This is a genomic window from Prevotella sp. SGI.167 (genome assembly GCF_050313615.1).
Taxonomy (GTDB): domain Bacteria; phylum Bacteroidota; class Bacteroidia; order Bacteroidales; family Bacteroidaceae; genus Prevotella.
On record NZ_JBNPLT010000006.1, the window covers coordinates 61,218 to 81,926 of the forward strand.

The window sequence follows — 20,709 nt, forward strand, 5'->3', positions numbered from 1 at the left end:
AGTATCTGATATTTAGGATATTATAAGCCGACGGACAAAGGGTTCGGACAAATTCAATTTGTCCGTGTTATTTTTTTCTGTGGTTTTGGAGTCAAAATCAGGCTTTTTCAGCTTTTCTCCCTATAGTTTTCTTCTCGTAACCCTATGCTTTTCTCCCCGTAACTCTATGACTTTTGGATGCTATCTCTATGAGTTAGTTTTTTTAAGAGATGATGTATAACAAAAAACAGTTGGCGTAGTGAGGGAAATAGTGAGAATATTAAGATGGGGAGTGTTGGACAGATAAATCTTTCTTTGGCTAAGGACTTATCTGAAAAATGGAATGTCAAGTTGTCTGCAAATGACATCTTTAATACTGCCCGCAAAAATACTTTTACCATTTTCAGCGGAATGAATGATGTCTATATTGAAAAGGCTGCGTCTGTAAGGGCAGTGGAATGTATCGTAAGATATAAGTTTAATACAGTTAAAACAAAATATAAAGGTAAAGGGGCAGGGAAAAAGGAAATGGATAGATTGTAACTGTTTAAACTCTATCCTTTCTGGGATATGCTTATCGATTGTTTGTCGTAGTTCATATACCCTTATAAATGCAGCTTTATGCTTCAATTTAACAGGATTTTTCCCTCCGTTTCTTTGCTAATTCCATCTTTTTCCTTAATTTTGCAGCGGAAACTCTATAATAGATATTTGTAATGGCAATAAGAATGAAGATGAAACAGGAAAAGATGAGAAAGATAGGCATCGCTTCGGCTCTGGGCTTGGTGGTGCTCGTGGTGCTGGGACTGTATGGCGCCAGCAACTATATGCTCAATTATTCGCTCAACTATCCGAAGGATGAGAGAATGACGTCTGAGCACTGGAAGAACAGAATGAAGAAAGAGTGCCCCTGGATGATTGGCTGGATGGACTCCGTGTATCAGCACCATTGCGTGAAGGATACCTTTGTCGTGATGCCGTCTGGCTACAAGGCCCATGCCATCTATCTCTATGCACCGGAGGCTACGGAAAAGACTGCCGTGGTGGTGCATGGCTATCAGGTGCGCTCCGAGGGAATGCTGCACATCGCCTATCTCTATAATCACGATATGGGGTATAATGTGCTCCTGCCAGATCTGTATGGACATGGAGAGAGTGAGGGCGACCATATCCAGATGGGATGGAAGGATAGATGGGATGTGATCAGATGGTCGGAAATCGCCAATGAGATTTTTAAAGTGAAGAGTGAAGGACGAAGAGTGAAGAATGAAGAACGAAGAGTGAAGAATACCCGTCAGGTGATTCACGGTATTTCGATGGGTGCGGCAACCACGATGGCAGTATCGGGAGAGAAGACTCCCGATTACGTGAAGTGCTTTGTGGAGGACTGCGGCTATACCTGCGTATGGGATGAGTTTTCCGCTCAGCTCAAAGAGCAGTTTGGCTTGCCTGCCTTCCCGCTGATGAATACCACTTCCGCCCTTTGCCAGCATCGCTACGGCTGGTCGTTTGCCGAGGCGCAGCAGATAGAGCAGGTTCGCAAGAGCACCAAACCGATGCTCTTTATCCATGGCGATAAGGATGCCTTCGTGCCCTACGCCATGCTTCATCCGCTTTACGAGGCAAAGACGAAGGGCAGAAAAGCCATCTTCATCGCCAAAGGCTCCGTTCATGCTATGGCATATCGCGATCATCACGAGGAATATACCCGCATCGTAAAAGACTTTGTTTCGAAAGAGGAATAGGCTATTCTCCGATATGTTGTCCCACCACATACCCCGTGGTCCAGGCAGCCTGCAGATTGAAGCCGCCGGTGATGGCATCGATGTCGAGCACTTCGCCGGCAAAGAAGAGGTGAGGGCATACCTTGCTCTCCAGGGTATGCAGGTCGATGTTGCTGAGGCTGATGCCGCCGCAGGTAACAAACTCCTCCTTGAAGGCTCCCTTGCCGTTCACCTGATAGAGGTCGTTGGTGAGGGTTTCTATCAGCAGGTTGCAACCCTTCTTTCCCATTTCGCTCCATTTCTTTTCGGGTGCATATCCCATCTTCTGAATCAGGAAGAGCCAGAGGCGGGATGGCAGATTGTAAGGGCGGATGCTAGCCAGCTGCTTCTGTGGGTTGGCGATGATGATGCCCTGGATGTTCTCTTCCACCAGCGAGCGGTTGCTCTCGTGTACCCAGTTTACGGAAATCTTAATCTGATAGTTGTTCTCGTGCATATAGCGGGCTGCATGGGATGAGAGCTTCAGCACGGCAGGACCGCTCATGCCCCAATGGGTGATGAGGAGCGGACCCTCAGCCTTCAGCTTGGTGCCCGGAATGCTGGTATATACCGGCTCAACCACCGTGCCCATCAGATTCTTGAAAGCCTTGTCGGCAATGTTGAAGGTGAAGAGCGATGGGATAGGCTGCTCTATCGCATGTCCCAGGTCTGAGAGATGCTTGAAGCTTTCCTGCTTCGGATGACCGCCTGTGGTAATGGCTACCCGGTGGAAGGCAATCTGCCTGATTTCGGAAACGGGATGAGAGGCAGAAGATGCACCCGATAGATTTCCCCTTTCTTTTGAAACCTTGAAATCCAGGAGCAGGCGCTCATCCTCCAGTTCGGTGATGGCGGTGAGCTGGTGGTTGCATTGTATCTTCACGTCTAGTCGCTTGGCGGTATTCACCAGACAGTCGATGATGCTGTGCGAATCCTGCGATTGTGGAAACACGCACTGGTCTTCCTGCGTAACCAGTGGCACGCCGTTCTCCTCAAACCAGTCGAAGGCATGCTGGTAGTCGAATCTCTTGAAGAGTCGCTTCATCAGTTTATGTCCGCGGGGGTACGCTTGTTTTAGGTCGGAAATCTCCTCAAAGGAATTGGTAAGATTGCATCTTCCTCCTCCCGTAATTTCTACCTTGGCGAGAACCTTCGAATTTTTCTCGAAAATCGTGATGTCAGCGTGAGGGAAGTTGCGCTTGGCCTCTATCGCCGCAAAGAATCCTGCGGCACCCCCACCAATAATTGCAATATGTAGTGATTGTGGCATATCGTATTTTTTGATGATTAGGATGCAAAGGTACTGCTTTTCTTTGATAAAAGAAGAAAAGTTCCTCTTTTTCTTTTGCAGATACGATAGATTTTTGTAACTTTGCGCAAAAATCATAGTATATCAAGTATCAAATAGATTTATGGCAAAAAGAGAATATGTTGAGGCCAACAAGCGTTGGCTGGAGGAAAAGGCAAAGGAGGAGGGCGTTATGGCGCTGCCTCGTGGTATATATTATAAGGTGTTGAAGCAGGGCGACCCGAAGGGAGCACAGCCTAGCCGACGCAGCATCGTGACGGCTCATTACACCGGTTGGACCATCAACGGCAAGAAGTTTGATTCCAGCCGTGGCGGCACGCCATTCGCCATGCGATTGAGCGACCTGATTGATGGCTGGATTGTTGCCATGCAGCAGATGCACGTGGGCGACCAGTGGGAACTTTACATCCCTGCCGAGATGGGATACGGCAAGTTCTCGCAGCCGGGCATCCCAGGCGGCTCTACCCTGATATTCGAAGTAGAACTGCTGGGAGTGGGATAACCCGGATACTTGAAATTATAAAGATCATTAAGATAAGAGTGTCTTGTCCGGCTATAGTCGGTTCAATTCATCTTCCGCACTGTTCATGCCGTTGTATCTTCCCTTGCGCTTATTGAATTTCCAGGTTACGGTCAACTTGTAGCTCCATAGCTTGTAATCCTCAGTCTGGGAGAAGTCAACGGCATGCTCGTGGATTCGCTCCTTGAAGAGTTGCTGATGGAAGAGGTCGTTGGCACTGAAGGCAACCTGTAATCTGCCGTCCATCCACGATTTGTTGGCACCAAGACTCCAGTTCTGAGTGGGGCTGAACTTCGTTTTACCCACTTGCCCTCCGTTGTCAAAACTGTAGGAGAGCGACAGCTGATAGTCGTTTGGTAGCGTGAAGTAATTGTCAAAAGATGCATTCCAAGTTGCTCCGTTGTAACTGATTAGCTCTCCATGATCATTTACGGAGAAGCGCTGGTAAGTGATGCTTGCATTGACATTTGGGCGCCAGCAGCCGAAGACGTGTCCCCAGTTGAGATATGCCATGTATTTCTGAATCTTGTTGAAGTTCATGAATGTACTCACGTATCTTACGGGCTTGTCTTCCGCCACTTCATGCACATACATGATGGAGTGGTCGGTACGGGTGTATCTCAGCATTCCCATGAAATCTTTCCACTGCACGGAGTAGGTCAGACGATAGGTGTTGACAGGCTGCAGTTTCGGATTGCTGATCTGATACTGAAAGCGCGAGATATAGTAGATGTTCCCACTGAGCTGACTGAAAGAAGGTCGGGCGGTGGTAGTGCGGAAGCTGAGCGAGTGATGCCACGACGGTTCTTTGAGAGTGATACCGAACGATGGAAACCACTGGTCGTAATGGCGCTCCATATTGTCGGGAGATTCCTCCGACAGATTGGTGTATCGGGATGTGAGATGCTCGTATCGGATGCCTGCCCACCAGCTCCATCTGCCAGCTTCACCCTGATATTGCAGGTAAGTAGCCGTCTTGGTATCGTGGTTTTTGTATTCCGTAGTTCCAAGCATATCGGCAGAACTTTCGGTTCTACCCTTGCCATCCATCAGGCTCCATTCGCCACCATAGTTGATGGAATGCTTGTCTGAGATGAGTTGCTTGACTTCGATTCTTCCACTATAGATATCGTAGTTGGAATTGGAACGGTTGAGGGTTTCCTGCATCTCGCTACCTTCTTTCTCCGTGATAGGCTGTCTGTCAGAATCCTTGTTTCTGGCATAGTCCAGATAAATCTGTGATGAGAGATGTTTCGACCATTTAGCTAGATGGAAGAGATTGAAGTGGTGACTGCGCTGGTGTCCCCATTGCTGGCTCTCCGCATCAAAATACTTCATCTCGCCATCCGCATCAGAAAGCTTCATCTCTCTATTTGTATCTTCTCCTGCTGGGTTAGGATAGCGATAGTACTGCTGCTGTTTCTCGCTTCTGCCGCCATTCAGCCAAAGCCCTTCCCATTGTATTCCCACTTCGTGTTGCTTGCTGAGCAACCAGTCGAAGTTGAGTTCTGTAGCGTTATAATTTGCCTTGTTCTTGCCATGGCGGTCGGTTCCGAAGAGATATTCGCCATCTTTGGCTCTTACGAGCGCTTCCTGTGGCTGATGCACATTGTATCGGTTGTCTGTGTAGCCGTAAAATCCTGTGAGCGAAATCTTCTTCGTTACCCAACCCAGGGTCAATTCCTCGTGGTTGGTGTTCACCTCGCTCAATTTATCATACACCTGCATCTTGCCGAATATACCCTCGTCTGTTCTTCTCGTCAGGATTCTCAGTACGGCTCCCGTCGTTGCATCATATTTTGCACCAGGAGTGGTAATGAGTTCTATTTCATCTATCTGCTTCACATCGAGATGAGAGAGTTCGGCAGAAGTCGCCTTCTTGTCGTTGAGATAGATGATGGGGGCTCCCAGCCCGTTTACTTCCAGAGTTCCATCGGAGGTTTGTTTCATGCCGGGGATGTGCTTCAATACATCATCCAGCGTTGGCTCCTTTGCCAAAGGAGTATTACGGACACGGGTAACCAGGGTCTCGTTTCTCATTTTGTACATCGGGCGATGACCTGTTACGGTTACGGCTTGAATCTCGGCCTCCTTATCAGCTTTTGTCTCAGCCTCCTTATCAGCATAGATCTCAGTCTCCTTATCAGCTTTGATCGAATCTTTTTCAGTCTGTACCGAGTCTGCGGAAACTCCGGATGTCGGGAATTTCCCGTTTTGTGCTGTTGCACAGGTGGCGGTGGCTAGCATCGTACATATAACTGTTTCTTTCTTCATTTTCTTCCTTGCTTTTTGTTTTCGTCTGCAAAGGAACAGCTTTTCGGGCTTAAAATCGCAAATAATCATTACTGAAACATTACGCTGGCAAAATAATCGGACTTCACCTTATTATATATAGTGAAATCTTCGTACCTTTGCATCGAAAAAAGAAAAATGATATGAATAGAAGAATCAAACAAGTCTGGCTGCTCGCCATCCTTTCCTCTTTCCTGCTGATAGGCTTGCAGACCTATTGGCTCTATAATAGCGTGACCTATTCGATGGGAGAGATGGGGAAGAAAAATGCCGAAAAGGCGGAACAGGCAATAGTCACTTATCAGACAAATATCGGAGAGGCGGTAAAAGAAAAATCACATATCGGTTATGTCGTCACGGCATATTTTTCAGACTACAAGCGTCCCGTTACAACGGTTTGCTCTCCGCTGGATACGGATACAATCATAGGTGGAGTGGTGTATACCAAGCCGGGATTCAGCAACGTGATGCAGAAGAGAGATACTTTCGATTTGCGTGAGACGGATTCCAACAATTCTTTTGATTGTTTGAATACTTACATCACTTACCAGCTTACCCACTTTGACAAGGCGCATTTTGACCGTTTCATCAGTAAGAAACTGGGCAATGATTTCATCGGGGCAGAGATGAAGATGGGCAAGCATCGTCTGTGGCAGACAAGAATCGTAGAGCCTCCTACCTTGTTTCGTCAGGAAATGCTGGTGGAAGTGCCTTTTAATCCTATCCAGTATCAGTCGATGCAGATGAGAATGCAGGTGCCGATGCTGCCCATCCTGAAGGGAATGATGTGGCAGATAATAGGAAGTCTGCTGGTTACTATCATGCTTCTCCTGAGCATAGCATATCTCATCAAGGTGATGCTCCTGCAGAAGAAGGTGGATAAGATGCGAAGCGACTTCGTGCATACGATGATTCACGAGCTGAAACGCCCCGTGCAGACGCTGAAGATGTGTGTATCTGTATTCTCTGCTCAAAAGACTGATGAGAAGGATGAGAATGCTCTCATCATGGAGACGGTTAGAGAGGAGAGCGATAACCTGACCGCCTATCTCGCCAAACTTCGGGAAGTAATCAGGGCAGAGGAACATATCCCGCTCCAGATAACGTCTTTCGATATCCATGCCGCCTTGCAGAATCTGGTGGCTGTGTATCGAAAGAACAGACAGAAGGAGGTGAATGTTTCGCTCGATTACCAGCGCACTTCCAACCGGATGATGGGAGATAGAGACCAGCTTCTGAATGTGGTCAGCAATCTGATGGAGAACTCGGTGAAGTATTCCGGCGATATTGTCAATATCCATGTTGCCTGCCGAGATACCGAGAAGGAGGAAGTCATGATTTCTGTATCAGATAATGGTATCGGAATTTCGCCCGACGAGCAGCAGAGAGTCTGGACGAAGTTCTATCGCAGCAATGCTTACCCGGATATGATGCAGCCGGGCATCGGCTTGGGTTTGAGTTTTGTGGATATAATTGTGAAGGCCCATGGGGGCAGGAAAATGATGCAGAGCGAAGTGGGCAAGGGAACCAGGATTTCGATCATCATCCCGCAGCACTCCTGATGCATCCGGTTTAACGCTATAAACAACAGAAAAAATGATCAAGATATTATTTGCAGACGATGACTTGAAGTATTCCATGTTGCTGAAGAGTTTCCTGCAGCAGCATGGCTACGATGTGACTTATGCCGGCAATGGCAAGAAGGCATGGGAGCAGTTCCCGGAGGTGAAGCCCGACCTGGTATTGCTCGACATCAATATGCCGGAGATGGATGGCTATGAGGTGGCTGATCGCATCAGAGCTATCGACCCGAAGGTACTAATCTTCTTTCTCACCGACCGTACGGAGAAGAACGATCGACTGAAAGGTTTCTCCCTGAAGGCAAACGATTATCTTGCCAAACCCTTCTATCCGGAAGAGTTGCTGGCAAGAATAGAGGAGCGGTTCTCCATGAATGAGAGTGAGACGATAGAAGAGGAGGTGTATCATTTCGGTGAAACCACCTTCAGCTATAACAATAATGAGCTTCGTACCCGTTCCTCTCGTGTGCTCATCACCAGCCGACAAGCCGACATCCTCCGTCTGCTGGCGAAGAATATCGGTAATGTAGTAAGCAAGGAGATGATACAGGAGGCGGTGTGGGGTACCGTAAGCTATGCCAACTCCCAGGCTGTGAATGTGCAGATGACGTATCTTCGCCATGCTCTTCAGCATGATGCAACCGTTAAGATTGAGTCGCTGAAGAAAAAGGGATGTGTTTTGTCTGTTATTTCTCCAGAGTAACGATGATGTAGCTTCTGCCATCCTCTTTCAAACCTCTTTCCTGAATGGCCTTGGTGCCCTCTTTCAAGATCTCGATGGCTCTGATCTTGCTGGAAGAAATCTTGTTGAATTCCTCTTTAGTCAGCTCCTGCTCTCTGCCCTTGATCAGATAGTGAGGGTCTGGCTTGGGGGCAGGAGGTGTGGTAGTGGTGATGATATGAATCTCTATCACATCGCTTTTGGGTGCCGGCAAGACGGTGGTGTTTACCCGGTAATTCTTGATGGTTTTACCGATAAGCTCCTTGCCGGTGAAATTTGGGATGCGCTCACCGTCAATGCTGTAGATACGCAGGGTATCTGCCTTCGATGCCATACTGCTGGTTATGCCCAGCAGAGCAAATGCAATGGTGAAAATATACTTTTTCATAAGCGTAGAGAGTTTTATAAATCGTTTAACTGTGCCAGTGGAAGTAGTTGATAACTACCATCTTGTGTCTCTGATGAATTGATGGTGTAATGCTGCATGTTGCCTTCGTTGTCCAGGGTTGAGATAACGATGTTATTGCCTTGGCGGTTGATGGTCAGCTGCTCGGCAGAAGGCAGGGCGGCAGAGGCTACTTCATAAATCTGAGTGAAATCTTCATGAATGCTTCTTTCTGCTTCAGATGAAGTCTTCCCGGCATTGCCGGAAGTCTTTTCATTTCTTCTTGAAGTCTTCTCCGTATTTTCTGCAGTCTTCTCCGTATTGCCAGAAGAGGTCTCTTCTGTATTTTCTGCAGTCTTCCCTGCATGTTTCTCACTTCTTTCTGCGATATTCTTTCTTTTGGCAAGGGCCATCTTGCTTGACTTCATTTCCTGCGGGGTCACGATATCCTGGGTTGCAGCCAGGAAGAGGGAGTCGGCACGTTCCATCTTTTCGTATGCGTTCAGGTTCCCGTCTTCATCCTTGGAAGATGGCTGCGAGCGAACTACCTGCTCTGTAGGAACCAGATTGGCAAGGCTAGGTTGTTGTTCAGAAGAGGATGAGAAATAATCCTTGATAGGGAAGAGCAGGAAGATGAGGCCTGCCAGCATCGCCGTAGCGAGAAGAATGGCAGAGAGGCGTACCCATCTTGTTTTGTGCTTCTTAGAAGCTGCAAGGGACATCTCTTTCATTTGCGGCTGTCCATCAGCTTCTTTTTTTCTGTCCAGTTCTTTCATCTCTTCTTTTCCGTCCAATTCTTCCATCATTTCCATTTCTGTTTGATGGAAATTCGGAGTATAGTTCTCCATCCCCAGCATCAGGTTTCTGATGTCGAGATCCTCATCCGTTAAATCCTTATTCTCGCAATGGCGATAGAAATCAGCCAATGCCTGTTCTTCCTCCACGCTGGTATCAGCATCGAGGTAGCGCTCTATCAGCCCGTGGCGATAGGTTATATCTTCTAGTTTCTTCATTTCTTTCCTTTTTAGAGTTCCTTTTTTAGAATTCAATTTGAAGTTTAATTTAGAGCTCAATTTGAGCACCAGCCTTTTATGACTTCATCATTTTCAGCAATGATCTTCTTGCTGCAGAAATCATCGTCTTGGTGCTCGTCTTGTTGGCTCCGCAGATTTCGGCAATCTCATCGAGGCTCTTTCCCTCGCTTCTCAATAGCAGCATTCTTCTCTGCGTATCCGGAAGCCTGTCCATCGCCCTGTTGAGTCGCCTTTGCGTATCCTCGCCGATGATGGTCTGGTCGGTATGCTCGGTTGCCGTACAGATTTCTGCGGGATGCTTCATCTGTTCCAGCGATGCCGTCTGGGCTTTGTTGCGTCTCAGATGGTCGATGCAGAGATTCCTGGCTATCGTCATACCTAAGGCCTCGATGCTCTGGTATTCAGAGAGCCTGTCGCGCATCTTCCAGAGCTTCACCAGGGTTTCCTGCACGATGTCATCGGCTTCTTCGGCAAGGGTTCCTGCCGAGAGATAACGTTGACAATGTGCCGTCAACCTGGGGCGCATTTCCTGGACGATATGTTCAAATTCTGTTTCTTCCATTTGTTTCTTTTTATGTGTATGACGCAAGAAGAGGCGGAAGGTAAACAAAAAAATGCTACCTTCGTACATTTCCGTGCAAAGATAGCATAAAAATTTGAGATATAGACATATCTTTTATTTTATTTGTGGATGAAGTGGTTTATTCCTCTGTTTTTGCCATCATTACAATGATATTACAGGTGCAGAAAATCAGTGATGTAACAGCTTTGTAATACTTATGTTTTACGGTAGAAATATCTTCTCCTTACCTTTGCAGTCAAAATGAAGAAGATGTCTTTCCGCATCATCGGAAAAGATTTCATTCGGAATTAAGAAAATCAGATTTACGTGTATATATAATAAGGTAAGAAATGAAGAAGAAAACGTATTTGTTGATGGCACTCATGATGGTGTCGATGGGAATGAATGCCCAGAATTCTGGAAACAGCTCTTTGGAGAAGGGCATCGGGGAATTCACCAAGACCATGAAAATTGGTGGAACCATCCGCTCTAAGTATGAGTACCAGACCGAAGAGGGGGAGGGTCGATTTGAGGTGCGTACGGCCCGTATCAATGTAGCAGGAAATGTAACAAAGGAGGTTAGTTATAAGGCTGAGATTGATCTCTGTGATGAGGGTAAGATCAAGATGCTCGATGCCTATACACGCATCAAGCCTTGGAAGACCCTGCAGTTCACCATCGGTCAGGAGCGTGTGCCATTCACCATCGATGCTCACCGTTCTCCTCATCAGCAGTACTTTGCCAACCGTTCGTTCATCGCCAAGCAGGTAGGTAACGTTCGCGACGTGGGTGCAGAAATAGGATATACCTGGAATGTTGGTTTCCCTATCGTGGTGAATGCCGGTATCTTCAACGGTTCGGGCTTGACCAACCAGAAGGATTACTGGACCAAGGGCGTTAACTATTCTGCCAAGGCACAGTTCCTCTTCCCGAATGTGAACCTGGTGTTGAGCACCCAGAAGATCAAGCCATCTGATATCACGGTAACGATGTATGATGGTGGTATCACCTTCCACAAAGGTGGTTTCATTGCTGAGGCTGAGTATCTTTACAAGCATTACAGCAAGGATGCTTTCCACGATGTGCATGCTTTCGATGGCTTCATTTGCTATGACATTCCGGTCATCAATCAGAAGAGCATCATCAGGAAGGTTTCGCCTTTGGCAAGATATGATTTCATGAGCGACCACAGCGATGGTACTCGATATGGCGGTTCTGATACTGAGCTTGATGCCTTGAAGATAAACGATTACAAGCGCCATCGTGTAACTGGCGGAGTAACCCTGAGCCTTGCCAAGCCTTTCATCTCGGATATCCGTATCAACTACGAGAAGTATTTCTATCGCAAAGGTGGTATAGCTAAAGTTTCAGAAAAAGATAAGATTGTTGTGGAGTTCATGACAAAGTTTTAATTTTTTTAGGCACGGATTATACGGATTTTTTTGACTTGCGTAACTTAAAAAACTCATAGCGCCAGCCTCCGTGTAATCCGTGCCTAAAAGTTACAGCATTCCCTTAGAGCTAGGAAGCTCGAAATGGTAGATGTCTCTCTTTACCGCCATTTTCAGCGAGCGGGCAAGTGCCTTAAATATGCCTTCTATCTTGTGATGCTCGTTCTCGCCCTCAGCCTTGATGTTGAGGTTCATCTTTGCCGCATCACTCAGACTCTTGAAGAAATGCTTGAACATCTCGGTTGGCATTTCGCCCACCTTCTCTCTATGGAACTCGGCATCCCAAATCAACCATGGACGGCCACCGAAATCCAATGCCACCTGACAGAGACAATCATCCATCGGCAGACTGTAGCCGTATCTTTCGATGCCACGCTTGTTGCCCAGCGCCTGCAGCAGGCATTCGCCCAGGGCAATACCCGTATCTTCAATGGTGTGATGCTCATCCACATAGAGGTCGCCCTTAGTGTGGATGGTGAGGTCCATCATGCCGTGCTTGCCTATCTGCTCCAGCATGTGATCGAAGAAATCAAGACCGGTAGAAATGTCGCATTTGCCGCTGCCATCGAGATTTACCTTGATGTAGATATCCGTCTCCTTGGTGGTGCGCTTCACCTCGGCAATGCGGTCGCCGGCAAAGAGAATCTCGGCAATCTTATCCCAGTCCATACCGTCTTTTCCGAGAATCAGACTCTTGCAACCCAGGTTTTCAGCAAGCTGGGCATCCGTCTCACGGTCGCCGATTACATAACTGTTTGCCATATCGTATGCTGGGTTGTCGATATATTCGGTCAGCATGCCTGTGCCTGGCTTTCTCATTGGTGAGTTATCCTCAGGGAAGTGGCGGTCGATGTGCTGCTTGGCGAAGTGGATGCCCTCGCTCTCCAGGGTCTGGATGATGAAGTTGTGTACTGGCCAGAAGGTATCTTCCGGAAAGGAGTCGGTACCCAGTCCGTCCTGGTTGCTCACCATCACCAGCTCGTAGTCGGTGTGCTGGGCAATGAAGGCGAGGTTGCGGAATACGCCCTTGGTGAATACCAGCTTCTCGAAGCTGTCAATCTGCTCATCCTCTGGTTCCTGAATCAGGGTTCCATCGCGGTCGATGAAGAGTAATCTTGTCTGTTTCATTTTCTCTTAGTGTTTTATGCTAATATGATTAATACTTTTCTATTTCTGTGGTTGTCATCTGTTGGCTGTCCATCTGTTTCTGCTTTTCTTCATCTGTTACCTTGTACGAACCATAAAGGTAGGCCAAGGATATGCCAAGCCAGCTCAGTGCATAGATGATAAGGAGGCTGGTGATGGTGAAGACGAGGAAGAGGAGTGGGGTGAAGTACCCTGGTACTCCCAGTGGGTCGCCATCAAGAGCGCCTAGCTGTGAGTAGAACTGGGCGATGATGAGGATGATGGAAGGCAAGGCTGCGATAAAGGTGGCAATGCCTACAATCATGATGCCGAGGAAGCAAGTCATGAAGAAACCTCCGAAATGACGGAGGATACGGAGCAAAGACTTGCCAACCTTGCGCTTTTCGCCCTTTGCACACAGTTGCTTTCGTGGCATGAGGTGCCAGAACGAAATGACTGCCATGACGATGGTGGCTAAGTAAATGATGGTTTGCAGAATGAATGATGCCATCGGATTTACTACTCCCCAATCGTGAAGCGACTTGTTGGGGAGGAGAAAGTAGAGTACGATAGCCAACAATACCGCAAACGGAACATTTGTAGCCCAAGTTTGCTTGACAAACGATTTGATGTCGCTCGTCACTGTATTGTAGGATGCTTTCATACAAGCAGTTATGCTGCGCTGCTTAAATAATTCATTTCCTTCCATAACTATCTTGTTTTAATTTCTAATTATCGCTTTTGTATTTTTTACCTTTTTACCCTTTTACTTTTTTACCTTTTTACTTTTTTACCCTTAAAAGTTTCTTCTGAATTCAGAACAGGTAATGGCTGTTGCGATAGCCACGTTCAGACTATCAGCAGTGGCTCTTCCTTCCGGGAAGTTAGGGATAAGCAATTTGTGGTTCACCTTTTTTGCCAGGGCAGGTGAAATACCTTTTCCTTCGTTTCCCATCACGATGAGTCCTCGGTTTTCGAGCGTTTGCTGATAGATGTTGTCACCGTCCAATAAGGTTCCGTATACGGGAACATTATTTGGAAGAGATTCTACCAGACCCAGCAAATCGCCATATTCTACCTTTACTCTTGCAATGCTGCCCATCGTAGCCTGCACCACCTTTGGGTTGTATACATCGGCAGTATCCTGACTGCAATAGATATGGGTGATGCCAAACCAGTCGGCAATGCGGATGATGGTACCCAGGTTGCCTGGGTCTTGTACGCCATCAAGAGCCAGATTCAGTTCATTGGTGTTGATGCTGTAATCTCCTGATGTTGCCTGTTTGAAAACGGCAAGAACCTGTTGCGGATGTTGCAGGAAACTTACTTTCTTCAGCTCCTCTTCAGTAACCTCAATCACTTCTGTTTGTGCTGGGAAATGCTTGCCTTTGAGCCATTCACCTGTTGCCACGATGAGGTCGGCAGGTTGCAGAACGAGTAAGTCGTCTACCACCTTATGACCTTCGGCAACAAACTTGCCTTCCTTATTACGATTCTTCTTCAGTTCAAGAGAACGAATGTATTTTATCTTATTCTTGCTAATCATTATGCGTGCAAAGATACTGCAAAAAGCAGACAATACAAAATAAATTAAGATTTCTTTTCGCATTTAATTTTGTATTGTCTGTGATTTGCATTATCTTTGCAGTCTAAAATGGATATTTACATTGTCTTATTAGGCAAATAACGAATAAGATTAGTGAAGAAACAAACGATTTTCATCCTTTCTTTGCCGTTGCTCTTGGGGGCTTGTTCTTCCAGCAAATACGTGCCAGAGGGAGAGTATATATTAAATAAGGTAGAGATGGAGAGCGACTCAGATGATTATGATGCTGGGGCGCTCAAGCAGTATGTGCGCCAGAAAGAGAAACCGAAACTCTTTTCGCTCTTTAAGAACCCTTTCAGCAGGAAGCCGGTCATCTACGATACCTTGCAGGCTCGGCTTACTTGTCAGGACCTTGTCAAGGCAATGCAGAACCAGGGATTCATGCATGCTGGCGTTTCGCTCTATACCACCACTGAAGGCAAGAAACTGGATGCAAAGTATATTTTGCATCCCGGCATTCCGTATGTCTTGGGTAAGGTGGAGTATGATGTTGAGGATGAGAACATACAGAACATTCTGCATCTCGATGACCCCGACAACCAGAACCTCAAGCCAGGGATGCGATTCTCGGTAGAGGCGCTGGATAATGAGCGCAAACGCATTGCCAACCTGCTGATGGATGACGGTTATTTTAGGTTTAACAAAGACTTTATCTATTTTAGTGCCGATACGATAGCAGGACAGAATGATATTGCTTTAACCTTGCATCTTACGAAGTATAAGGCTAGCAGCAATGCACCCGAAACTGATCATCCCCGTTATCAGATTCGCAATATCAATTATCTCAGCAATGATAGTGACCGTATTCACCTTCGCCGTCAGGTATTGCTCAATGCTACAGTCTTGAAGGAGGGAAGACCTTATAGTGCCTCTGCTTTGCAGCGCACCTATAATAATTTTGCCCGTCTGCAAGCGGTGAAGTATACCAATATCCGATTTACGGAAGTGCCTGATAGTGATAGGATAGCTTATTTCGGAAAGAATCTGAATGCTGGTGATGATGACTTCAACCGTCTGCTGGATTGTAATATTCAGGTTAGCACTAATAAGCCTTCTACAATCTCTTTCCAGCCGGAAGGAACCAATACGGCAGGCGATTTTGGTGCTGCAGCATCGCTCACTTATACCAACAGAAATCTATTCCGTGGCAGTGAACAGCTGAGCATCGAACTCCGTGGCGCTTACGAGGCAATAACTGGTCTGGAGGGATACCAGGACCAGAACTATACCGAGTATTCGGTAGAGGGAAAGTTGGTGTTCCCACGATTCGTGGCACCTTTCCTTTCCAAGAATTTCCGCCGCAGACAGACGGCTAATAGCGAGTTGTCTGTAAGCTGGGATTTACAGAACCGTCCGGAGTTCCATCGCCGTGTCTTCTCAACGGCATGGCGTTATCGCTGGGCTGAACCACGTCATCATCTGGCTTGGCGTTTCGACCTGCTCGATCTCAACTATGTATATATGCCTTGGATTTCGGAGACATTCAAGAAGGATTATCTCGACAATGATGATAATAGAAATGCCATCTTGCGCTATAATTATGAAGATATCTTTATCATGAAGATGGGATTTGGACTGACCTATAGCAATGGGGTAGATGCTTTCCGATTGAATGTGGAGTCGGCAGGCAATCTGCTTGATGGTTTCTCTAAGACCTTGGGATTCAGAACCAATTCGCAGGGACAGCATACGTTCCTGAACATCGCATACGCTCAGTATGCCAAGTTTGATTTCGACTATACCCATCTCCTGCAGTTGGATAAGCGCAATGCCCTGGCGCTGCATGCCGGTCTTGGTGTGGCCTATCCGTATGGCAACAGTACCGTGCTGCCTTTCGAGAAGCGATACTTCTCAGGTGGTGCCAACTCGGTGAGAGGATGGGGAGTCAGAGAATTGGGTCCTGGTAAATATAAAGGAAATGATGGCAGAATCGACTTCATCAACCAGACGGGAGATTTGAAGCTGGATTTGAATGCAGAGTATCGTACTGCTCTTTTCTGGAAGTTTGAAGGAGCGCTGTTCCTGGATGCCGGTAATATCTGGACGCTCCGCAATTATGCCGAACAGCCAGGAGGACAGTTCAAGATAAATGAGTTCTATAAGCAGATAGCTGCAGCGTATGGTTTGGGACTCCGATTGAATTTCGATTATTTCATCCTACGTTTGGATATGGGTATGAAGGCGATTAATCCTGCCTATGAAAGTGGAGATGAGCATTGGGCGATTATTCACCCAAAGCTTAGTCGTGATTTTTCTTTCCACTTTGCGGTAGGCTTGCCATTCTAACCTTCCATACCCCATTTTCCATACACATTGGCAACAGGAAGTCGGCCTCTTCTACGAGGTGTGCTTCCTCGCCAATGCTGTCCATCTGCAGGAAGTTCCGCACGGTGATATCAGCAATGGCGCTTACTTCGTCATCACCGAAATCGATGTCGTTGATTTCTACCGTGGCATCCTCTGCCTTGTTCCTTAAAAGTTCCACATCTGCTTCATGTACATTGCTGGCAGCATACTTCAGCCATGGTTCTGAACTGGCAGTACAGAACTTGACAGCCTTTGGAAATTGCCAGTTATAATAATAGGTGGCAAAAGAATCTAGGTCGTTTTCCAACTGTTCTTCGTTACCTTCGTGTGCCTGACATCCTGTAAGGATGTAAAGGCTTGTAGTTATGGCTACTACAGCCATTCCTATGGCAATTATATGTTTTTTTATCATGATTCCTATTTCTTAAAATATCTATTTATTTGCTTATTTTGTGCACAAAGATAGTAAAAAACTTTGTAATAAGAATCTTTTTTGCTAACTTTGCAGTAAAATAACAATTAAAATGCTAAGATTTATATCCTTTGGCAGTGGAAGTAGTGGCAATAGCTACTATCTTTACACTGATACGGATTCGATATTGATAGACGTTGGAGTAGGAATCAGAACACTGAAGAAGCACTTCCATAACTATGGATTACGCTTCGAGGATGTACATCACATCCTCATCACTCATGACCACGCCGACCATGTAAAGTCGGTGGGCAGCTTGAGTACTGATTATAAACTACCAGTATATACAACCCGTAAAGTTCATGTAGGTATCGAGCGCAATTATTGCGTCCGAAAGAAAATTGCGCCCAATCATGTGCATGTCATCGAGAAAAGCGTACCTTTCAATGTGGGGGAATTTAAGGTGACTCCTTTTGGGGTGCCTCATGACAGTACTGATAATGTGGGCTATTTTGTAGAGTGTGGAGGCGTAACCTTCTGTCTCATTACTGATGTGGGGCATATCACCGAGGAGATGCACGATTTTATCAGTCGTTCCAACTATCTGGTGATAGAGGCCAACCATAGTGTAGAGATGCTTCAGCAGGGACCTTATCCTCAGTATCTGAAGGATCGAATTCTGGGACCTAACGGTCATCTCAGCAATGATGACTGTGCCAATGCATTGGCCGATTATGCCACACCAAACCTTCGCCATGTCTGGCTCTGCCATCTCAGTGAGGAGAACAATCATCCCGAACTGGCGAGAAAGACCGTGGAGCAGATTCTGCGAAGCAAAGGCATTGTAGCCGGAAAGGACTTCGAACTGGAAGTGCTGAAGCGGAAGACGCCTAGTGAGATTTATAAACTGGAGTAAATAAAAAGGAAGGTGTGGCATAAAGTCTTTCCTTTGCAGTTTTTAGGCACGGATTACACGGATTTTTTATGAGAGATGATAATCGCTTAACTTATATTGGCACCATAAATCCGTGTAATCCGTGCCTTATCTATATCCTGAGAAGTTTATGCCACCCTCTTCTTCTAAATTTTATCCAATGCCTGCTTGATATCATCCAGAATATCTTCGACATCCTCGATACCTACTGACAAACGAATCAAATCTGGGGCAACACCTGCCTCTTTCAACTGCTCGTCTGAAAGCTGACGGTGGGTATGGCTGGCTGGATGGAGCACGCAAGTACGGGCATCAGCCACATGAGTCACGATATTAATCATATCGAGCGAATCCATGAACTTGATTGCTGTTTCGCGGTCACCCTTCAATCCGAATGCGATAACACCGCAGGTGCCGTTTGGCATGTACTTCTGGGCAAGATTATAATATTCATCGCCCTTCAGTCCGCTATAGTGAACCCAAGCCACACGCTCATCGTTCTGCAGGAATTCTGCTACCTTCTGTGCATTCTCGCAATGCTGACGCATACGGAGATGGAGACTCTGAAGACCTAAGTTCAGGATGAACGAATTCATTGGTGCAGGGATAGAACCCAGGTCACGCATCAGCTGAGCCACCAGTTTGGTTGTATATCCCATCTTGCCGAATGCCTTTACGTAGGTCAATCCGTGGTAACTTTCGTCCGGAGTGCAGAGGCCAGGGAACTTCTCGGCATTCGCCATCCAGTCGAAGTTGCCGCTATCCACAACAACGCCACCTACCTGAGAGGCTGTACCATCCATATATTTAGTGGTAGAGTGGGTAACGATGTCGGCTCCCCATTCAAATGGACGACAGTTGATAGGTGTGGCGAAGGTGTTGTCTACGATGAGAGGTACACCGTTCTTATGAGCGATGCGTGCAAACTTCTCGATATCGAGTACTGCACAGCCAGGATTGCTGATGGTTTCACCAAAAACTACCTTGGTATTTGGACGGAAAGCCTTCTGGATTTCCTCCTCGCTGTCGTTAGGATTTACGAAGGTGCACTCGATACCGAGTTTCTTCAAGGTTACACCGAAGAGATTGAAGGTGCCACCGTAAATCTCGTTAGAGGTGACGATGTGGTCGCCTGCCTCGCAGATGTTGAACACAGCGTAGAAGTTGGCAGCCTGACCGCTGGAAGTCAACACTGCGCCCACGCCACCCTCAAGCTGAGCAATCTTCTTGGCCACAACATCATTAGTTGGATTCTGGAGTCGGGTATAGAAATATCCCTCTTTCTTCAAATCGAAGAGCATCGCCATCTCCTCAGAATTGTCATATTTAAATGTCGTACTCTGATAGATTGGCACCTCAATCGGCTCGCCGTTCTTTGGTTCATAGCCTCCCTGTACGCAGAGGGAAGCAACACGCAATTTCTTTTCCATTGTCGGTTATGTTTTTTATGTTGTTATTGTATTATATGTTTATTTCATAAATACGAAATATACTGCCGCTATCAGGCAGATGAATGCAGCCAGGTGATTCCAATGCAATCCCTGTCCCTGGAAGAGGATGTTGGCAATGATGGCAAAGACGATAAGCGATACGCATTCTTGTATCACTTTCAGCTGTACCAGATTGAAAGGACCGCCATTGTCTATGAATCCGATGCGGTTGGCTGGTACCTGACAGCAATATTCAAAGAAGGCTATGGCCCAACTGAAGGCGATGACTCCTATCAGAGGCCAGTTGCTGCTCACCCCTGTCTGCTGAAGTTTGAGATGCCCGTACCAAGCCAATGTCATGAAAATATTGCTCAGTACCAATAATAATATAGTATATATACCATTCATAACAATAATTGTTTAATGTGTGCAAAGGTACTACAAAACATCGAAAATACGAAGGATTTGTCCGAAAACATCGTGTTTTAGATGAAAAAAAGTCTGTTTTGAGTGCTTTTTACCACTTTTTTGCATAATAAGTGAAAATAATTGAGAAAAAGTTTGGTAGTTTCAAAAAATAGTAGTACCTTTGCACTCGCTTTTACGAAATGGATGCACCCTTAGCTCAGTTGGTAGAGCAACTGACTCTTAATCAGTGGGTCTAGGGTTCGAATCCCTAAGGGTGTACAAGAGAAAACTCCGAGGAACTTTTGTTCTTCGGAGTTTTTTTGCTTTCTGTTTTTAGGCACGGATTACACGGATTTTTCTATGAGATTATAAATGCGCTTTATTTACATGAGCGCTATAAATCCGTGTAATCCGTGCCTTATCTATACTATGAACTATACTCTAGTCTAGATGCTTCTGCCACAGCCTTTCTTCCTACATTCAGGGCATTCCCCCTTGATGACGAAAGAAACAGAGTGGGGGAAGAAACCTTCGGGCAACTGGAAACTCGGAATATGAATGTCTTCCATACAGAAAGAACGCTGGCAGGATTCACAATAAAAATGAATATGACCATCGTGATGATCACATGCGCCGTCCTCTTCGCATATCTCATAATTCAGGATACCTCGTCCGTCCTCAAAAGCATGAACCACGTCATGCTCCAGAAAAAGCGTAAGCACACGGAAGATGCTCGACTTGTCCATCGTCACCATCTTTCGTTCCAGCATGCTGAGGCTCTGGGGATGAGAGTCGCTCTTCAAAGCTTTCATCACGAGTATACGGTTGGCTGTCGGTTTAATACCCTTTGCCTCCAATTTTTGGATAATATCTTCTGTTTCCACCTTATTA

20 protein-coding genes and 1 tRNA gene are annotated in these 20,709 nt (G+C 46.4%); 9 read left to right on the forward strand and 12 right to left on the reverse strand.

Annotated elements, in window-relative coordinates; translation table 11 throughout:
* Window positions 1-216: 216 nt before the first annotated feature.
* Both ACQRBJ_RS04830 and ACQRBJ_RS04835 read left to right on the forward strand, forming a co-directional pair.
* Complete coding sequence (locus ACQRBJ_RS04830) at window positions 217-522, forward strand: outer membrane beta-barrel protein (RefSeq protein WP_445303018.1); 306 nt, start codon at window positions 217-219, stop codon at window positions 520-522.
* Window positions 523-695: 173 nt separating this feature from the next.
* The gene (locus ACQRBJ_RS04835; protein WP_445302984.1) at window positions 696-1,724 is read left to right on the forward strand and encodes an alpha/beta hydrolase; all 1,029 of its coding nucleotides are present in this window, start codon (window positions 696-698) and stop codon (window positions 1,722-1,724) included.
* A gap of 1 nt (window position 1,725) precedes the next feature.
* Here the strand turns inward: ACQRBJ_RS04835 and ACQRBJ_RS04840 are convergent, their stop codons facing one another.
* Entirely contained in the window at window positions 1,726-3,012 is a 1,287-nt protein-coding gene (locus tag ACQRBJ_RS04840) for an NAD(P)/FAD-dependent oxidoreductase (RefSeq protein WP_445302985.1), read from the reverse strand.
* 142 nt (window positions 3,013-3,154) lie between these two features.
* Here ACQRBJ_RS04840 and ACQRBJ_RS04845 point away from each other — a divergent pair, with 142 nt between their 5' ends.
* On the forward strand, window positions 3,155-3,553 hold the full coding sequence (locus ACQRBJ_RS04845; RefSeq protein ID WP_022121977.1) for an FKBP-type peptidyl-prolyl cis-trans isomerase: 399 nt from the start codon (window positions 3,155-3,157) through the stop codon (window positions 3,551-3,553).
* Window positions 3,554-3,604: 51 nt separating this feature from the next.
* Here the strand turns inward: ACQRBJ_RS04845 and ACQRBJ_RS04850 are convergent, their stop codons facing one another.
* A complete protein-coding gene (locus ACQRBJ_RS04850; RefSeq protein WP_445302986.1) occupies window positions 3,605-5,845 on the reverse strand; it encodes an outer membrane beta-barrel protein in 2,241 nt (746 codons plus the stop codon).
* A 161-nt stretch (window positions 5,846-6,006) separates the two neighbouring features.
* Here ACQRBJ_RS04850 and ACQRBJ_RS04855 point away from each other — a divergent pair, with 161 nt between their 5' ends.
* Complete coding sequence (locus tag ACQRBJ_RS04855; protein WP_445302987.1) at window positions 6,007-7,425, forward strand: sensor histidine kinase; 1,419 nt, start codon at window positions 6,007-6,009, stop codon at window positions 7,423-7,425.
* 34 nt (window positions 7,426-7,459) lie between these two features.
* Window positions 7,460-8,146 (forward strand): response regulator transcription factor, encoded by a 687-nt coding sequence (locus ACQRBJ_RS04860; protein WP_445302988.1) that lies wholly within the window; start codon window positions 7,460-7,462, stop codon window positions 8,144-8,146.
* Here ACQRBJ_RS04860 and ACQRBJ_RS04865 read toward each other — a convergent pair.
* The 3 genes from ACQRBJ_RS04865 to ACQRBJ_RS04875 form a co-directional block, all read right to left on the reverse strand.
* A complete protein-coding gene (locus ACQRBJ_RS04865) occupies window positions 8,130-8,552 on the reverse strand; it encodes a hypothetical protein (protein ID WP_441932252.1) in 423 nt (140 codons plus the stop codon). The genes ACQRBJ_RS04860 and ACQRBJ_RS04865 overlap by 17 nt on opposite strands.
* Before the next feature lie 14 nt (window positions 8,553-8,566).
* The gene (locus ACQRBJ_RS04870; RefSeq protein ID WP_441932253.1) at window positions 8,567-9,562 is read right to left on the reverse strand and encodes a hypothetical protein; all 996 of its coding nucleotides are present in this window, start codon (window positions 9,560-9,562) and stop codon (window positions 8,567-8,569) included.
* A gap of 76 nt (window positions 9,563-9,638) precedes the next feature.
* Complete coding sequence (locus tag ACQRBJ_RS04875) at window positions 9,639-10,145, reverse strand: RNA polymerase sigma factor (protein ID WP_445302989.1); 507 nt, start codon at window positions 10,143-10,145, stop codon at window positions 9,639-9,641.
* Between the two features lie 350 nt (window positions 10,146-10,495).
* On the opposite strand from ACQRBJ_RS04875, the gene ACQRBJ_RS04880 reads away from it, so the two are divergent.
* Window positions 10,496-11,557 carry a porin gene (locus ACQRBJ_RS04880; protein ID WP_445302990.1) on the forward strand — a complete coding sequence of 354 codons (1,062 nt, stop codon included), beginning with the start codon at window positions 10,496-10,498 and terminating at the stop codon, window positions 11,555-11,557.
* 90 nt (window positions 11,558-11,647) lie between these two features.
* Here ACQRBJ_RS04880 and hisB read toward each other — a convergent pair whose 3' ends face one another.
* From hisB to ACQRBJ_RS04895, 3 genes are all read right to left on the reverse strand, one after another.
* On the reverse strand, window positions 11,648-12,724 hold the full coding sequence (hisB, locus tag ACQRBJ_RS04885) for a bifunctional histidinol-phosphatase/imidazoleglycerol-phosphate dehydratase HisB (protein WP_445302991.1): 1,077 nt from the start codon (window positions 12,722-12,724) through the stop codon (window positions 11,648-11,650).
* A 28-nt stretch (window positions 12,725-12,752) separates the two neighbouring features.
* Window positions 12,753-13,430, reverse strand: a complete 678-nt coding sequence (locus ACQRBJ_RS04890) for a hypothetical protein (RefSeq protein ID WP_445302992.1) — start codon at window positions 13,428-13,430, stop codon at window positions 12,753-12,755.
* A gap of 87 nt (window positions 13,431-13,517) precedes the next feature.
* Window positions 13,518-14,267 (reverse strand): RNA methyltransferase, encoded by a 750-nt coding sequence (locus tag ACQRBJ_RS04895; protein WP_441932256.1) that lies wholly within the window; start codon window positions 14,265-14,267, stop codon window positions 13,518-13,520.
* A 153-nt stretch (window positions 14,268-14,420) separates the two neighbouring features.
* Here ACQRBJ_RS04895 and ACQRBJ_RS04900 point away from each other — a divergent pair, with 153 nt between their 5' ends.
* Window positions 14,421-16,613: a BamA/TamA family outer membrane protein gene (locus ACQRBJ_RS04900; protein ID WP_445302993.1), complete on the forward strand. Its 2,193-nt coding sequence runs from the start codon at window positions 14,421-14,423 to the stop codon at window positions 16,611-16,613.
* On the opposite strand, the gene ACQRBJ_RS04905 is transcribed toward ACQRBJ_RS04900, so the two are convergent.
* On the reverse strand, window positions 16,567-17,046 hold the full coding sequence (locus tag ACQRBJ_RS04905) for a hypothetical protein (protein WP_445302994.1): 480 nt from the start codon (window positions 17,044-17,046) through the stop codon (window positions 16,567-16,569). The genes ACQRBJ_RS04900 and ACQRBJ_RS04905 overlap by 47 nt on opposite strands.
* 112 nt (window positions 17,047-17,158) lie before the next feature.
* Between ACQRBJ_RS04905 and ACQRBJ_RS04910 the strand changes: the two genes are divergently transcribed.
* A complete protein-coding gene (locus ACQRBJ_RS04910; protein WP_294967678.1) occupies window positions 17,159-17,962 on the forward strand; it encodes an MBL fold metallo-hydrolase in 804 nt (267 codons plus the stop codon).
* 164 nt (window positions 17,963-18,126) lie between these two features.
* Here ACQRBJ_RS04910 and ACQRBJ_RS04915 read toward each other — a convergent pair whose 3' ends face one another.
* Both ACQRBJ_RS04915 and ACQRBJ_RS04920 read right to left on the reverse strand, forming a co-directional pair.
* Window positions 18,127-19,410, reverse strand: a complete 1,284-nt coding sequence (locus ACQRBJ_RS04915) for an O-acetylhomoserine aminocarboxypropyltransferase/cysteine synthase family protein (protein ID WP_294967675.1) — start codon at window positions 19,408-19,410, stop codon at window positions 18,127-18,129.
* 39 nt (window positions 19,411-19,449) lie between these two features.
* Window positions 19,450-19,818, reverse strand: coding sequence for a DMT family protein (locus ACQRBJ_RS04920; protein WP_217761017.1), 369 nt, complete (start codon window positions 19,816-19,818; stop codon window positions 19,450-19,452).
* Window positions 19,819-20,024: 206 nt separating this feature from the next.
* Between ACQRBJ_RS04920 and ACQRBJ_RS04925 the strand changes: the two genes are divergently transcribed.
* Window positions 20,025-20,097, forward strand: a tRNA-Lys gene (locus ACQRBJ_RS04925).
* 167 nt (window positions 20,098-20,264) lie between these two features.
* On the opposite strand, the gene ACQRBJ_RS04930 is transcribed toward ACQRBJ_RS04925, so the two are convergent.
* Window positions 20,265-20,702 carry a transcriptional repressor gene (locus tag ACQRBJ_RS04930; RefSeq protein WP_295347996.1) on the reverse strand — a complete coding sequence of 146 codons (438 nt, stop codon included), beginning with the start codon at window positions 20,700-20,702 and terminating at the stop codon, window positions 20,265-20,267.
* Between the last annotated feature and the right edge of the window lie 7 nt (window positions 20,703-20,709).

Coding starts and splice junctions, on each gene's coding strand:
- ACQRBJ_RS04835 (WP_445302984.1), top strand. CDS start 696: ATGGCAATAAGAATGAAGATGAAACAGGAAAAGATGAGAAAGATAGGC.
- ACQRBJ_RS04840 (WP_445302985.1), bottom strand. CDS start 3,012: ATGCCACAATCACTACATATTGCAATTATTGGTGGGGGTGCCGCAGGA.
- ACQRBJ_RS04845 (WP_022121977.1), top strand. CDS start 3,155: ATGGCAAAAAGAGAATATGTTGAGGCCAACAAGCGTTGGCTGGAGGAA.
- ACQRBJ_RS04850 (WP_445302986.1), bottom strand. CDS start 5,845: ATGAAGAAAGAAACAGTTATATGTACGATGCTAGCCACCGCCACCTGT.
- ACQRBJ_RS04855 (WP_445302987.1), top strand. CDS start 6,007: ATGAATAGAAGAATCAAACAAGTCTGGCTGCTCGCCATCCTTTCCTCT.
- ACQRBJ_RS04860 (WP_445302988.1), top strand. CDS start 7,460: ATGATCAAGATATTATTTGCAGACGATGACTTGAAGTATTCCATGTTG.
- ACQRBJ_RS04865 (WP_441932252.1), bottom strand. CDS start 8,552: ATGAAAAAGTATATTTTCACCATTGCATTTGCTCTGCTGGGCATAACC.
- ACQRBJ_RS04870 (WP_441932253.1), bottom strand. CDS start 9,562: ATGAAGAAACTAGAAGATATAACCTATCGCCACGGGCTGATAGAGCGC.
- ACQRBJ_RS04875 (WP_445302989.1), bottom strand. CDS start 10,145: ATGGAAGAAACAGAATTTGAACATATCGTCCAGGAAATGCGCCCCAGG.
- ACQRBJ_RS04880 (WP_445302990.1), top strand. CDS start 10,496: ATGAAGAAGAAAACGTATTTGTTGATGGCACTCATGATGGTGTCGATG.
- hisB (WP_445302991.1), bottom strand. CDS start 12,724: ATGAAACAGACAAGATTACTCTTCATCGACCGCGATGGAACCCTGATT.
- ACQRBJ_RS04890 (WP_445302992.1), bottom strand. CDS start 13,430: ATGGAAGGAAATGAATTATTTAAGCAGCGCAGCATAACTGCTTGTATG.
- ACQRBJ_RS04895 (WP_441932256.1), bottom strand. CDS start 14,267: ATGATTAGCAAGAATAAGATAAAATACATTCGTTCTCTTGAACTGAAG.
- ACQRBJ_RS04905 (WP_445302994.1), bottom strand. CDS start 17,046: ATGATAAAAAAACATATAATTGCCATAGGAATGGCTGTAGTAGCCATA.
- ACQRBJ_RS04910 (WP_294967678.1), top strand. CDS start 17,159: ATGCTAAGATTTATATCCTTTGGCAGTGGAAGTAGTGGCAATAGCTAC.
- ACQRBJ_RS04915 (WP_294967675.1), bottom strand. CDS start 19,410: ATGGAAAAGAAATTGCGTGTTGCTTCCCTCTGCGTACAGGGAGGCTAT.
- ACQRBJ_RS04920 (WP_217761017.1), bottom strand. CDS start 19,818: ATGAATGGTATATATACTATATTATTATTGGTACTGAGCAATATTTTC.